Genomic DNA, 13639 nt, shown 5'->3' on the forward strand with positions numbered 1-13639 from the left:
ACTTCTTTTTTATTAAATTATATTTTCACATTCCCTGTATTTTCCTCCATACCTTCTATGTGCGAAGCAACATCACAAGTGTATTTATAATCACATTAATGGCAGCATTAGCATATCTAAATCTCCTATATTTTTGCTGTTTTGATCTCTTATTTCTTTAAGTTTACTGATGTTTTTAATATAGATATTTTGATTAGACAGCTCAATCCATTTTTCTTTACTCCATTTTTGCATGATTTTATTTACAGTAATGCGGGAAGTCCCAACGTAGCGGGCAAAGGATGTTTGATTAAAGGGAAATTCCTCATTTTCTTTTACGAGCTTTAATAAATAATGAGCCATCTGTTGTTCAACGGGGAGATTAAGAAACGTAATAATTTCTGCTAGCAGTCTAAACTTATAGAGAAGAGAATTTGTAAAGAGAATGACTGCTTTCGGTTCCTCCTCGTATATTTTTAACATTGCTTCATTAGTAAAATAATATAAAACGGATGGAGTTGTGGTTACAGCAGTTGTTAAATAAGGCTCTTTATTAATACCGTTTTCCCCTAATAACATGCCTTCAGGTACATAGTTAACCGTACGTTCTACTCCTTTCTCAGTTAAGAGAGTAATCTTTACACTGCCTTTATCTAAATAATAAAATCCTTTACCAACTTCTCCTTGATAATAAATCGTGGTGTTTTCTTCTAATTTTATCATCTGTCCATACTTTAAAAAGGGACGCCATATGTATCGAAGGTTTACCATTCAATCACCTTTCTATAAAAGTATATTTTAAACGTATAGAAACATTTCATACATGAAGCATTATTCTTTACTTTAATAATGTGACCAAAGCGTTTATGAATGAAAGAGATAATTTTTTAACAGATCCGGGTTCTTAATTAAAAATCTTTTATTTTTACTATCTATTAGTTTTTTTTCTTTCCATTTTTTTAACGTTTTATAAACCGTAATCCTTGTTAAACCGGTACACGTTGCTAAGTCCTTTTGTGTTAAAGGAATTTCATAGTTTTTAAAGTCATGATAGATGTTTAAGAGCACAGCGGCGATTTGCTGTTCGGTAGTTAATGTATGTAAATTAATTTGTTCAGCTAGGATATGCATTTTTTGAATAATACTCTTTGTAATAAGGCTTAGTATGGGCGGGTGGAGAGTTATAAGTGTTTTGAAATCGTCATAACTAAAATAATATAGTACGGAATCTTTTACTGTAGTAGCAGTAGTGAAATGAGCTTGTTGGTCCATTGCTTGAACTCCCAATAATTGACCTGGCAATACAATGTTTAACACGCGTTCTTTTCCTAATGGGGTAGAGGTATGGACTTTAATTAATCCACTGTCCAAGTAATAAAATCCTTCTCCTATGTCTCCTTGTTCATATACCACATTTTTTTGTTTCATATATTGCCTTTTTCCGTACATTAAGTAGTTTTTGAAATTATTTTCGTGATTGAAGAGAATAGCCATCATACTCACTCCTTAACCAAAATATAAGATACGCCTAAAAAATTGAAAAGACAATTGTAAGATCAAGTAACACACTATAGGGTAGGGCATTTTATTTGCTTTGCTATAAAAACAAAAATAAGTAAGCGCTTACAACAATATGCGCTTTATTTCTTCTCTTTTTTAATAAGCCAATATTTTTATAAAAACGTTACGCTTTCTACAATATCTTAAAGCGAAAAATGCGTAAATGCAATAATATAAATTTCTTATTTGAGCTACTCCGTCTATTCCAAAAATAAAAAACTCCAAAAAAATGTTAACGAGACTACACCCCTGAAAAAAATCAAATACTATAATTCAATTAATTACTATTAAACCTTAAGGGGATGAACAAATATGGGGATCCGTACAGGTGCTCAATATATTGATGCATTAAAATCACGCCAGCCAGAAATTTGGTTAGGGGGCAGAAAAATTACAAATGTATTTGAAGAAAAGGTGTTTCAACAGCCTATTTTAGAAATTGCGAAGTTGTACGATATGCAGCATGACCCGGCTTACCAAGAGAAAATCACTCATATTTGCGAAGAAACAGGAGAGAGAATATCAAATGCCTTCTTAATTCCTAAAAGTTACGAAGATTTAGTAGCTCGCCGAGAAGTGTTTGAAGCATTTGCAAAAGCTACCTTTGGACTGATGGGAAGAACACCGGATTTCTTAAATGTTGTAGTCACTTCTTTATTTCATAATGCTAGTTTTCTAGATCATTACAATGAACAGTGGGGCAAAAATATAAGAGATTATTACCGTTATATTCGTGATAATGACTTGTTTTTAACTCATGCTATTATCAACCCGCAGAACGACCGAAGCAAAGCCTCACATGAACAACAAGATCTCTTCACTCATTTAGGTGCTGTAAAAGAAACACCAGATGGACTTGTTGTAAAAGGAGCTAAAATGCTAGCTACACTTTCACCTATTACCGATGAAGTTATTGTTTATTCGTTCCCAGGATTTAAACCTGGAGATGAACGTTATGCACTTGCTTTTGCGCTGCCAATCGATACACCGGGACTTCGAATTCTTTGCCGGGAAGCTATGCAAGACGGAACAAGATCAGTGTTTGATCATCCACTAGCCTCTCGATTTGAAGAGATGGATGCGGTATTGATTTTTAATGATGTGCTGATTCCTTGGAACCGAGTGTTTTTATATAACAATATTGAAGCTGCAAATCTTCTTTATCCTAAAACAGGAATCGCCCAGCAACCGGCACATCAATCTGGCGTAAGAGGATTAGTTAAACTCCAATTTGCAACGGAAGTAGCTTGTAAAGTAGCGGATGCAATCGGTGTAGACGGATATCTAAACGTTCAAGAGAGCTTAGGGGAATTGGTACAGTCAGTAGAATCTATTAGAGCTTTGCTTCGGACATCAGAGTATGAGTATACGATTAATGAAAAAGGAGAAGCTCTTCCAAATGAAACGGCTTTAGAAACAATTCGTGGATTGCTTCCTAAAATGTACCCTCGTGCTATTGAAGTTATGCAAACAATTGGTGCAGGCGGTTTGCTTATGTCTCCTACAGGAGCGGATTTTGAAAATCTTGAATTAAGAGAGGATTTAAATCGTTATTATGGAGGCCGAGAAGGAGTACCTGCTATAGACCGTGTTCACTTATTTAAATTAGCGTGGGATCTATGTGGAGAAGCATTTGGCCAAAGGTTACTACAATACGAGCGATACTATACAGGAGATCCAATCCGTAAAAGAGCTATTTTCTACAATAGTTATAAGCGCAGCCATTCATTTGCGATGGTGGATGCTGCATTAAATACAGAAGCTAAAAAGAAAGAAGTAACAAACAGCTGATACCCATAATCCTTTTATATAAAAATAAACTTTGTTAATAGATACAGAGCCTAGGTTGATTACGTTCTTAATAAGGGAGGTGTAAAGATGCAAAGGTATGAGGATGGAATACTAACTTTACCAGCATCAGTAATAGCTATAGGTGCATTTGATGGCGTGCATCAAGGACATCAAGCAGTAATTAAGCGAGCTGTAAATCGAAGCAAAGCGTTAAAGGTACCTAGCGTTGTTTATACATTTGATCCTCCTCCTCGCTTTCATTTTCAAAGTGATCAAGTGTTAACGCCTATTGACCAAAAGGTACATCTGATAGCTGAGTTAGGAGTAGACTACGCAGTTATTATCCATTTTGATGAGTTATACGCTAAGCGCCCATCAATTGATTTTATCAGCAACTTAAAAAAGCTTAATCCATTGGAGATCATAGTAGGCAACGATTTTCGTTTCGGCCGAAATAGAGAAGGAGATATCAAGCTGCTGGCAAAGCACTTCCTAGTAGATATCATCCCGCCTGTCTGTTGTTCAGAAGGAACAAGAATCTCTTCTACTAGAATTCGTCAGTTACTCCAGCAAGGTGCAATTGACCAATCAAATGATTTATTAGGCTGGTCTTTACAAAAGGAATATGTATAAAAAAATGAGTGTTTGAAGATAAGTATGAGACTTCTTTAGAAGGAGGAAAGTGAAAATGAAATTACTAGGCATATCAGGCACGATTATAGGTTCTAAAACAGGTGCTGTTGTTCAACAAGTGCTTGAAGAAGCTAAATTGCAGCATCCAGACATCGAAATTGAATTTTTAGATTTACGAGATTACACTATCCAATTTTGTGATGGCCGCGATCCCTCTGCTTATTCAGAAGATACTAAAAAAGTCATTGAAATTATTTCTAGCGCTGATTTTTATATAATTGGTTCACCTATCTTCCAAGGGTCAATCACCGGTGCTCTTAAGAATGTATTTGATTTAATACATCCCCAGGTTTTTCGAAATAAAGTAATAGGGTTCATCGCCACAGGCGGGACTTATCAGCATTATCTAGTCATTGAAAATCAGTTAAAGCCTATTGCGGGTTACTTTCGTGCTTTTGTGGCACCGAGTTATGTATACGCTCATACGACTCACTTTAATCAAAAGAATGAAGTAGCCGATCCGGAAGTGTTAGGTCGCATTAAGAATTTAGCAAATGAAGTCGTCTACATGCAGAAAAAACTAAAAGTAAGCGAGCTGGAAATCCTGAATTAATCACATTTTAAGATTTTAATATTTTCAAGTGTAGTCAAAATAACTTTTATTTTTTGAAAATTAAAATTTATTAAAAGGAGATTATCTCAATGACAAATACTATTCAATCATCTAAACCATTAAATCTTTGGAAGTTTATCGAAGAGCATAAAGACCAGTTAAAACCACCTGTAAACAATAAAGTGGTATGGAAAGACTCAGAATTGATGTTTATGGTTTTGGGAGGACCCAATAAACGCCGTGACTTCCACGTAGATCCTTCTGAAGAGATCTTTTATCAATTAAAAGGTGATTGCTATGTTGAAATCATTAATGAAGAAGGCAAGCGTGAAGTTGTAACGGTGAAAGAAGGAGAAGTGTATTTACTTCCTCCAAACGTTCCGCATTCTCCACATCGTGTAGCAGACACAATCGGTATCGTTATCGAGCGAAACAGAAGTGAAGGGGAGTTAGAAGACTTTGTATGGTTCTGTGATGAATGTGATGCGGAGATGCATCGTGTGAAAGTTCAGCTAACCAATATTGAAGTTCAAGTAAAAGAAGCCATTCAGGAGTTCAACAGCAGCTTAGAATTACGCACATGTAAAAAGTGTAATCATGTCATGGCACCGGAAGCGAGTGAATGGAAATGCGAATAGATTTTCATACACATATCATTCCGGAAAGTTTCCCTGATTTTGCTCAAAAATATGGCGGTGAGCGCTGGCCTGTGCTAGAACGCACATGCACATGCGGCGCATCAATTATGGTTGGAGGGAAAAATTTCAGAGACGTAACGGACCAAGTATGGAGCCCTGAAAAACGTATAGCTGACATGGATAAAGAAGGAGTAGATATTCAAGTGTTATCTCCTATCCCTGTTACGTTCTCTTATTGGGCTCAGCCCGAACATGCATTAGAAATGGCTAAAATCCAAAATGATTTTATTGCAGAAACAGTTGCTAAGTACCCTGACCGCTTTGTTGGGTTAGGGACGGTTCCTATGCAAGACGGACCTACGGCTGTTAAAGAAATGGAACGGTGCATGAATGAATTAAAACTGCATGGAATTGAAATTGGGACAAACGTCAATGGTCAAAATTTAGACCATCCGTCTTTCATTGAGTTTTTTCAAATGGCTGAAAGGTGGGAAGTGCCCATTTTTATTCACCCGTGGGAAACGTTAGGCCGCGATCGAATGCCAAACCATAACTTTATGTATACGGTAGGAATGCCAAGTGAAACAGCACTAGCGGCTGCAACTCTTCTATGGAGCGGCATTATGGAGAAATTTCCTACATTAAAAGTCTGTTTTGCACATGGAGGAGGATCTTTCCCTTATATTCTTCCTAGATTAGATAAAGGGTGGGAAGTATGGCCGCACCTCAGGCTGACAACACATCCTCCTAGTTACTATGCAAAGCAATTTTATTTTGATTCGTTAAACTACGATCCACTGAACATAAAGTACATGATTGAACGTTTTGGACATGAAAAAATCTTTATGGGATCGGATTATCCATTTTTACTGCGTGAAGTTGTTCCCGGAAAAGTTCTGGATGAAACGCTGGATATAACGGAACAACAAAGGTTAGATATGCTAGGTGGAAATGCCGCGAAGTTTCTAAACATTGGGCAAGAAAAAAGGAGTGACATTTATGCCAACAGTACAAACACCAGAGAATAGATTACAAGAACTTGGCTTAACGCTGTCAAAGGTTCGTCCTTCAGTAGGAAACTACGTCAGCTGTGTACGAACAGGTAATTTATTGTTTACTGCTGGCCAAGGTGTAGATCAATATCACGGCAAGTTAGGCAAGGATTTAACAATTGAAGATGGATATAAGGCCGCTCAGCAATCCATGCTGAATGTATTGAGTGCGGTAAGTTATGAGTTAGACGGGTTAAGCAAAGTGAAGCGTGTCGTTAAAATTCTTGGTTTTGTAAATAGTACAGAGGACTTTACGGACCAGCCTAAAGTAATGGATGGCGCTTCAGACTTACTCGTAAAAGTATTTGGGGATAAAGGGAAACACGGCCGTTCAGCTGTAGGGATGGCCCAGCTCCCCAATAACACAGCTGTAGAAATTGAAATGATTTTAGAGATTGAGGATGAGGAGGATATCCGATGAGTAAAGAGGCAGTTATTGAAAAAATGACGGTAAAAGACGCAAAGCTTTTTATTAATGGAGAATACGTAGATGCCCTATCCGGTCAAACCTTTGATACCTTTAATCCAGCAACGAATGAGAAATTAGCTTCTGTAGCTAATGGCGGCACAGAAGATGCAAAGCGCGCTATCGACGCAGCTCAACGTGCATTTGAAAGCGGTATTTGGAGCAAGATGCCTGTTGAAGAGCGCTCTGCCATCCTTTGTAAAATGGCTGACTTAATTATGGAGAAAGTAGATGAACTAGCTTATTTAGAAACGCTAGATGTAGGCAAACCTATTAAAGAAAGTCGAGAGTTTGATATTCCACGAGCAGCTCAAAACTTCCGCTTTTTTGCTGAGATGGCTAAATATATGGTGCATGAGCATTACGAAAAGCATAATGTAATGTCCTATGCCAAGTATTCACCAGCGGGAGTTACAAGCCTCATTATCCCTTGGAATCTACCGTTTATGCAGATGACATGGAAAGCTTCCGCTGCTTTGGCATCCGGTAATACAGTGGTTATTAAGCCTGCTTCTTATACACCATTAAGTGCAGTGATGCTTGGAGAAATTGCTAACGAGGCTGGATTACCTCCTGGTGTGTTGAATATTATTACGGGGCCAGGGAATACGGTAGGGGCTACTATGTCCACTCACCCATCCGTTCGTCGTATTTCGTTTGTAGGAGAAAGTAATACAGGAAAAACGGTCATGCGAAATGCAGCGGAAAACCTGATTCCTGTTTCGCTGGAGCTTGGAGGCAAATCAGCCAATATTGTATTTGAAGACGCGGATTTGGATGAAGCAGTAAAAGGATCTATCGAAGCAATCTATCGAAATCAAGGAGAGATATGCTTAGCAGGTTCTCGTTTACTTGTACAAGAAAGCATTTATAAGCAGTTTCTTGAAAAGTTCACAGCGGAGGTAAGAAAGATTAAAGTAGGCGATCCTCTGAGTGAAGAGACAAACATGGGAGCACTTGTATCACAAAGTCACTTAGAAACGGTCGATGAATATGTTCGAATTGGTTTGGCGGAAGGAGCTAAGCTGGCATGCGGAGGAAAAAGAGTAGAAGGTTTAGAAACAGGAAATTTTTATGAGCCGACTGTTCTTTACGATGTAGATAACAAAATGCGTGTAGCTCAAGAAGAAATTTTTGGTCCTGTACTTGTTGTCATTCCGTTTAAAACAGAAGAGGAAGCAATTCAAATTGCCAATGATTCTATTTATGGATTAGCAGGGGTTGTCTGGACAAATGATTTACGAAGAGCACAACGCGTTGCTTCTGGAGTTACTGCTGGATTACTTTGGATCAACTGCTGGTATATTCGTGATTTAAGAACGCCATTTGGTGGAGCAAAAGCAAGTGGAATTGGTCGTGAAGGCGGTCGGCACAGCTTTGAATTTTATACCGAAGCCAAAACAATTACGATGAAACTTTAACTCTATAAAAGAGGTGATTAACGGATGCGTACACTTATTAGTGAGCTTGCAGAAGAACTTTTAGAAGCAGAAAAGACGAATCAGCCAATTTCTCCTATTACAGAACGACATGCTGCTTTATCAGTAGCTGATTCTTACCATATTCAATTAGAGATTGTAAAAAGAAAGCTGGAAGAAGGAAAAAAAATTATTGGTAAAAAAGTTGGTCTAACCAGTAAAGCAATGCAAGATATGTTAGGAGTTAGTGAGCCTGATTATGGACACTTATTTGATGATATGAAAGTAACGGATAATGAAATAATCAACATTCATTCAATGGTGGCTCCAAAAATTGAAGCGGAAATTGGATTTATTCTAGAAGAAGATTTAAAAGGGCCAAACGTTACCTATTTAGATGTCTTAATGGCAACGAAATACGTCGTGCCGACCATCGAAGTAATCGATAGCCGTATTGCCGATTGGAAAATCAAATTAGTGGATACGGTTGCAGACAATGGCTCTTCTGCCAAAGTAGTGGTAGGGAATAAATATTCCACAATTGAACAAGCCGATTTACGTACGACTAGTATGCTTCTCTATAAAAACAAAGAGCTCGTCGCAACAGGAGCTGGAGCAGCTGCCCTTGGACATCCGGCACATGCGGTTGCATGGCTGGCAAATAAGCTATCTGATTTCGATATTTGTTTAAAAGCCGGCGAATTAATCTTACCAGGGGCTCTATCTTCAGCAGTACCAGTTGCGAGCGGGGATGTAGTAAAAGCAGAATTCGGTTCTCTTGGTTCAGTATCCGTACGTTTTGAATAATACCGGAAAGAAGGTGAAGAGTAGTGGAAAAAGTAAAAGCCGCAATTATTGGCTCAGGAAATATTGGGACCGATTTGATGTATAAGCTTCAGCGCAGCGAATTTATCGAGTTAACAGCTGTTCTTGGAATTGATCCGGATTCAGATGGTCTAAAAAGAGCGAGAGAAGCAGGATATCAAACATACAGCAATGGAATAAAAGCCCTTGCTGAAAATCCAGATCTGGCAGAAATTGTGTTTGATGCTACATCGGCTAAGGCTCACGTTAGACATTCAAAGATTTTAAAAGACTTAGGAAAAATGGTTATCGACTTAACTCCTGCTGCCAAAGGACCTTTTGTGTGTCCTCCTGTTAACCTTGGAGAAAATCTTGAATCAGAAAATGTAAACATGATTACATGCGGCGGTCAAGCAACGATTCCTATCATTTATGCAATCAACCAAGTTGCAGATGTAACATATGGAGAAATTGTGGCTACTATTTCTAGCCTAAGCGCTGGACCAGGAACACGAGCAAATATTGATGAGTTTACTGTTACCACAAGAAAAGCTATTGAAAAGGTAGGAGGTGCAGACTGCGGAAAAGCTATTATTCTCTTAAATCCGGCTGATCCACCTATCTTAATGCGCGATACAATTTATTGTAAAGTGAAAAATGTGAATAAAGAAGCTATTCAAAAGGCTATCAAGGATATGGTCAAAAAAGTACAAGAATATGTACCAGGCTATAATTTAAAGCAAGAACCATTATTTGATAGTGATCAAGTAACAGTCTTTTTAGAGGTAACTGGAGCTGGAGATTATTTTCCTTCTTATGCCGGTAACTTAGATATTATGACGGCTGCTGCAGCGAAGGTTGCGGAAGATTATGCCCGCTATAAAATCGAAGAGAGCTTATATGGAGGAATAAAGAAAGAGAGGGCTATAACGAATGAAACGTAACAGTGATCAGCCTATTAAGATTACAGAGGTCAGCCTCCGAGATGGAAGTCACGTAGTCAAACATCAGTTTACAGAAGCCCAAGTAAAAAGTGTCACGAAAGCGCTGGACGATGCAGGGATGCACTATATCGAGGTTAGTCATGGAGACGGGTTAGGAGGCTCGACTCTGCAATACGGAAAGTCTCTCGTTGACGAAATGAAATTAATTGAGGCTGCGGTAGAAGAAGCGAAACAAGCCACCGTTGCTGTTCTTTTAATTCCGGGAATTGGAACGGTACATGAGCTGAAGCAAGCAAATAGCCTTGGGGCAGGCTTAGTCCGAGTAGCTACACATGTGACGGAAGCAGATGTTTCTGCACAGCACATTGAATATGCTCGGAAACTAGGGATGGAAACTTTCGGTTTTCTGATGATGGCCCATTCAGCACCCGTAGAAAAGCTTGTGGAGCAAGCAAAGCTAATGGAAAGCTATGGGGCACAAGGAGTTTACATAACTGATTCAGCAGGAGCTCTTTTGCCTCATGAAGTTCGTGAACGTGTTAGAGCACTGCGTAACTCTCTTCAAGTTGAAGTAGGTTTTCACGCTCATAACAACCTTTCGTTAGCTGTTGCAAATACGCTTGCTGCTATTGAAGAAGGCGCCACGAGAATAGACGGAAGTGTTCGTTGTTTAGGAGCCGGAGCAGGTAACACTCAAACTGAAGCATTGATAGCCGTGTTAAACCGTTTAGGAATAGATGTAGGTATTGATTTATATAAAATAATGGATCTGGCTGAAGAAGTAGTAGGACCTATCCTGCCAGGCTCTCAAGAGATTCGAAAAGGCAGCCTCGCAATGGGTTATGCAGGCGTGTATTCTAGTTTCTTACTTCATGCAGAGCGTGCTGCAAAGCGTTTTAATTTGGATTCACGTGATATTTTACTTGAACTTGGTAAAAGAAAAGCAGTCGGCGGTCAAGAAGATATGATTCTAGACGTGGCTGCTGAGTTAGCTCAAAGAAAGGTGGAAATGTGATAATGCCTTTAACGAAAAGCGCAAATTTAGAAATCGTTGACTATCTTTTATCTGCAGAAAGAGAAGGGTATGAAGTAACAAAAGTGACGGAACGCTACCCTGATTTGACAATTGATGACGCTTACAGCTTGCAAAAACAATTGATTGAACGAAAAGTACAAGACGGTGTAAAACGAGTAGGTGTAAAGCTTGGTTTAACAAGTAAGGCTAAGCAGGAAATGATGGGGGTACATGAAGCGATTTATGGATACTTAACAAGCGACATGTTGGGACTTGAATGGGAACCTATAGTATTTAATCAGCTGATTCACCCAAAAGCTGAGCCTGAAATTGCTTTTTTAATGGGGGAAGACCTCTGTGGAACCAACTTAACTGAAGAAGATGTTTTAAAAGCAGTAAAATATGTTGCACCAGCTCTTGAAATTATCGACAGCCGTTACTTGGATTTTAAATTTACTCTTCCTGATGTAGTAGCTGATAACTGTTCGTCTTCACGTTTTATTGTAGGGAGCAATTGGATAAAGCCTGACCAAGTGAATCTAGCTAATATCGGAATGGTGATGTCTAAAAACGGAGAGGTTGCTACGGTAGGCGCGGGTGCTGCCGTGCTAGGACACCCTGCTAAAGCTGTCGCCTGGGCGGTTAATAAACTAGGTGAACATAAAGAGGGATTGAAAAAAGGGGATATTGTATTAACTGGAGCGGTATCTGAAGCAATTTCTTTTAGATCAGGTGATAGTATCCATGCACAGTTCGCTGATTTAGGCAGCGTATCATTCAGCTGCAGCTAACTAGAATTTTTTAATAATTATTTCATCTGAACATAAAGGCCCTTTGTTGTATAGAAAACTTTAAGGGAAGTCGATAGTATGCCGATTGTACAAGTTCACCTTTTGGAAGGAAGAGAAGAAAAAGACATTAAAAACATGTTAGTAGAAGTAACCGAAGCAATTTCTAACAGCCTTCACGTTGAAAAGGAGAGAGTAAGGATCATTGTCAACGAGGTTCCATCTTCGCACTGGGGAATTGCAGGAGTATCAAGGAAAGAAATAGATATGAATAAGAAGAAATAAGTTGATTAGCTATAATAAAAGAGCGGTATATTTATATACCGCTCTTTTTTGTATACATCGCAAACTATCTAAGGAAAAAGAATCGTTCTTTTAATAGTCGCTTTAAGTTAGTTGATTTTTTTCAGCAGCGCGCGCACAGGACTTCCATCAGCTTCAACTAAAGGAAGAGGAGCTGCGATTAGTTCATAGTCTCCTGAAGGGATTTTATCTAGTAAAACACCTTCTAAAATATGAATTTTATGGTATGCAAGTTCATGGTGAGCCGCTAGTTCTTTACTATCGAGTGGATCTACTGAAGGCAGATCAATGCCTAGCAGGCGAATGCCAAGCTTAGCAAGGTAAGGAGCTAAGCTTGGTTCAATGTAAGGAATGGTTTCCGGGAAAACACTTCGGTCTTGCCACGCGTCTGTTCGAATCAATAAGCGTGTAATACCTTTTAAAGTAACATCTGACAATTCATTTATTCCAATGCTTTTATTAGCTGGGATATGGACAACTTTTGTACGTCCAATATATAAATCTAAGTCCAAATCTATAACCTTTTTTCCGTTATCATCGAAATGAAAAGGTGCATCGATATGAGTGCCGGTATGGATACTCATTGTTATTTTTCCAACATTTACAGAACCGGTCTCTTCTTTACTCCAATTCACTTCATAAGAAAAGGGAGTATCACCAGGCCATCCTGCTGTTTTTTCGTCTAGAGGCTGTGAAATATCAATCCATTTGCTCATTCTTACTACCTCTCTATCTTTTTATAGAATATTTATAGCTTCGTTCGCAGGCTCCATAGTTCTGGGAAGAAGTGCTGATCCAGAGCTCTCTTTAAGTAATTCACTCCAGAAGATCCTCCTGTACCTTGTTTGTTTCCAATAATTCTTTCTACTGTACTCATATGACTAAATCGCCACATTTGCTGTTGATTTCCGATATCAACTAATTTTTCTGCTAATTCGTATAAGTCCCAATACTGATCAACGTTACGGTATACAGTAAGCCATGCATCCTCTACGCTGGCATTCGGTTCGTAAGGCTGTGAACAATCTCTTTGTAAAACTTCTTGATCTATTGGCAACCCGCGTTTCATAAGAGCATGAATAGCAGCATCATAGATACTAGGCTCATGAAGAGCCGTTTGCATTTTTTGATATAAATCCGCGTCATGCTGGTAAACAGATAGTGTATGGACATTTTTATTTCCTAAAGCAAATTCTATCAGGCGATTTTGATAAGATTGAAAGCCAGAAGATTGACCTAATTTATCTCTAAATTCCATGTACTCTGCCGGTGTTAAGGTAGAGAGAACACTCCAAGATTGAATTAGCTGCTGCTGAATTCTTGAAACGCGTGATAACATTTTAAATGAAGGTTCCAGGTTATTAGCACGGATGCACTGAATAGCAGCTGTTACCTCATGTAGAATTAGTTTCATCCATAGTTCACTAGCTTGATGGATGACAATAAACAGCATTTCATCATGGTGATTAGAAAGTCTATGCTGACTAGATAATATTTTATCAAGGTGCAGGTAATCTCCATATGACATAGCTTTCTGAAAGTCCGTTTGAAGTTCTTTCTCTAGTTCAACTGCATTTGGTGCCTTGTTATTTGTCGTTTTCATGTTGTATCCCCCTTGTTTTTATGTAAAATAAC

At 38.5% G+C, this 13639-nt stretch carries 16 protein-coding genes; 12 read left to right on the forward strand and 4 right to left on the reverse strand.

The window, feature by feature from the left end; translation table 11 throughout:
* Positions 1-90: 90 nt before the first annotated feature.
* Both LAV82_RS11940 and LAV82_RS11945 read right to left on the reverse strand, forming a co-directional pair.
* Complete coding sequence (locus tag LAV82_RS11940) at positions 91-750, reverse strand: Crp/Fnr family transcriptional regulator (protein WP_499716147.1); 660 nt, start codon at positions 748-750, stop codon at positions 91-93.
* Positions 751-843: 93 nt separating this feature from the next.
* Positions 844-1476, reverse strand: coding sequence for a Crp/Fnr family transcriptional regulator (locus tag LAV82_RS11945; RefSeq protein ID WP_499716148.1), 633 nt, complete (start codon positions 1474-1476; stop codon positions 844-846).
* Positions 1477-1851: 375 nt separating this feature from the next.
* Here LAV82_RS11945 and LAV82_RS11950 point away from each other — a divergent pair, with 375 nt between their 5' ends.
* From LAV82_RS11950 to LAV82_RS12005, 12 genes are all read left to right on the forward strand, one after another.
* Positions 1852-3330 (forward strand): 4-hydroxyphenylacetate 3-hydroxylase family protein, encoded by a 1479-nt coding sequence (locus LAV82_RS11950; RefSeq protein ID WP_499716149.1) that lies wholly within the window; start codon positions 1852-1854, stop codon positions 3328-3330.
* A gap of 87 nt (positions 3331-3417) precedes the next feature.
* Positions 3418-3963, forward strand: a complete 546-nt coding sequence (locus tag LAV82_RS11955; RefSeq protein WP_499716151.1) for an FAD synthetase — start codon at positions 3418-3420, stop codon at positions 3961-3963.
* 55 nt (positions 3964-4018) lie between these two features.
* Positions 4019-4576, forward strand: coding sequence for an NADPH-dependent FMN reductase (locus tag LAV82_RS11960; protein WP_075421902.1), 558 nt, complete (start codon positions 4019-4021; stop codon positions 4574-4576).
* A gap of 89 nt (positions 4577-4665) precedes the next feature.
* Positions 4666-5214, forward strand: coding sequence for a 3-hydroxyanthranilate 3,4-dioxygenase (locus LAV82_RS11965; protein WP_013058280.1), 549 nt, complete (start codon positions 4666-4668; stop codon positions 5212-5214).
* Positions 5199-6242: an amidohydrolase family protein gene (locus LAV82_RS11970; protein WP_098449964.1), complete on the forward strand. Its 1044-nt coding sequence runs from the start codon at positions 5199-5201 to the stop codon at positions 6240-6242. Before LAV82_RS11965 ends, LAV82_RS11970 begins: the two co-directional genes overlap by 16 nt.
* Complete coding sequence (locus LAV82_RS11975) at positions 6214-6687, forward strand: RidA family protein (RefSeq protein WP_499716154.1); 474 nt, start codon at positions 6214-6216, stop codon at positions 6685-6687. Before LAV82_RS11970 ends, LAV82_RS11975 begins: the two co-directional genes overlap by 29 nt.
* A complete protein-coding gene (locus LAV82_RS11980) occupies positions 6684-8153 on the forward strand; it encodes an aldehyde dehydrogenase (RefSeq protein WP_097812746.1) in 1470 nt (489 codons plus the stop codon). Before LAV82_RS11975 ends, LAV82_RS11980 begins: the two co-directional genes overlap by 4 nt.
* A 24-nt stretch (positions 8154-8177) precedes the next feature.
* A complete protein-coding gene (locus LAV82_RS11985) occupies positions 8178-8957 on the forward strand; it encodes a 2-keto-4-pentenoate hydratase (RefSeq protein WP_013058276.1) in 780 nt (259 codons plus the stop codon).
* 23 nt (positions 8958-8980) lie between these two features.
* On the forward strand, positions 8981-9898 hold the full coding sequence (locus tag LAV82_RS11990; RefSeq protein WP_013058275.1) for an acetaldehyde dehydrogenase (acetylating): 918 nt from the start codon (positions 8981-8983) through the stop codon (positions 9896-9898).
* Positions 9888-10913, forward strand: a complete 1026-nt coding sequence (gene dmpG, locus LAV82_RS11995) for a 4-hydroxy-2-oxovalerate aldolase (protein WP_013058274.1) — start codon at positions 9888-9890, stop codon at positions 10911-10913. Before LAV82_RS11990 ends, dmpG begins: the two co-directional genes overlap by 11 nt.
* 2 nt (positions 10914-10915) lie before the next feature.
* Complete coding sequence (locus LAV82_RS12000) at positions 10916-11704, forward strand: 2-keto-4-pentenoate hydratase (protein WP_013058273.1); 789 nt, start codon at positions 10916-10918, stop codon at positions 11702-11704.
* Between the two features lie 78 nt (positions 11705-11782).
* Positions 11783-11986, forward strand: coding sequence for a 4-oxalocrotonate tautomerase (locus tag LAV82_RS12005; RefSeq protein WP_013058272.1), 204 nt, complete (start codon positions 11783-11785; stop codon positions 11984-11986).
* A 107-nt stretch (positions 11987-12093) separates the two neighbouring features.
* On the opposite strand, the gene kynB is transcribed toward LAV82_RS12005, so the two are convergent.
* A complete protein-coding gene (kynB, locus tag LAV82_RS12010) occupies positions 12094-12720 on the reverse strand; it encodes an arylformamidase (protein ID WP_013058271.1) in 627 nt (208 codons plus the stop codon).
* A gap of 32 nt (positions 12721-12752) precedes the next feature.
* Complete coding sequence (gene kynA / locus LAV82_RS12015; RefSeq protein ID WP_060745112.1) at positions 12753-13607, reverse strand: tryptophan 2,3-dioxygenase; 855 nt, start codon at positions 13605-13607, stop codon at positions 12753-12755.
* Between the last annotated feature and the right edge of the window lie 32 nt (positions 13608-13639).

It is taken from the genome of Bacillus sp. ILBB4, from assembly GCF_035064545.1.
GTDB lineage: Bacteria > Bacillota > Bacilli > Bacillales > Bacillaceae_H > Priestia.

Coding starts and splice junctions, on each gene's coding strand:
- LAV82_RS12000 (WP_013058273.1), top strand. CDS start 10,916: ATGCCTTTAACGAAAAGCGCAAATTTAGAAATCGTTGACTATCTTTTA.
- LAV82_RS11985 (WP_013058276.1), top strand. CDS start 8,178: ATGCGTACACTTATTAGTGAGCTTGCAGAAGAACTTTTAGAAGCAGAA.
- LAV82_RS12005 (WP_013058272.1), top strand. CDS start 11,783: ATGCCGATTGTACAAGTTCACCTTTTGGAAGGAAGAGAAGAAAAAGAC.
- LAV82_RS11960 (WP_075421902.1), top strand. CDS start 4,019: ATGAAATTACTAGGCATATCAGGCACGATTATAGGTTCTAAAACAGGT.
- LAV82_RS11945 (WP_499716148.1), bottom strand. CDS start 1,476: ATGATGGCTATTCTCTTCAATCACGAAAATAATTTCAAAAACTACTTA.
- LAV82_RS11950 (WP_499716149.1), top strand. CDS start 1,852: ATGGGGATCCGTACAGGTGCTCAATATATTGATGCATTAAAATCACGC.
- kynA (WP_060745112.1), bottom strand. CDS start 13,607: ATGAAAACGACAAATAACAAGGCACCAAATGCAGTTGAACTAGAGAAA.
- LAV82_RS11980 (WP_097812746.1), top strand. CDS start 6,684: ATGAGTAAAGAGGCAGTTATTGAAAAAATGACGGTAAAAGACGCAAAG.
- LAV82_RS11970 (WP_098449964.1), top strand. CDS start 5,199: ATGGAAATGCGAATAGATTTTCATACACATATCATTCCGGAAAGTTTC.
- LAV82_RS11940 (WP_499716147.1), bottom strand. CDS start 750: ATGGTAAACCTTCGATACATATGGCGTCCCTTTTTAAAGTATGGACAG.
- dmpG (WP_013058274.1), top strand. CDS start 9,888: ATGAAACGTAACAGTGATCAGCCTATTAAGATTACAGAGGTCAGCCTC.
- LAV82_RS11975 (WP_499716154.1), top strand. CDS start 6,214: ATGCCAACAGTACAAACACCAGAGAATAGATTACAAGAACTTGGCTTA.
- LAV82_RS11965 (WP_013058280.1), top strand. CDS start 4,666: ATGACAAATACTATTCAATCATCTAAACCATTAAATCTTTGGAAGTTT.
- kynB (WP_013058271.1), bottom strand. CDS start 12,720: ATGAGCAAATGGATTGATATTTCACAGCCTCTAGACGAAAAAACAGCA.
- LAV82_RS11955 (WP_499716151.1), top strand. CDS start 3,418: ATGCAAAGGTATGAGGATGGAATACTAACTTTACCAGCATCAGTAATA.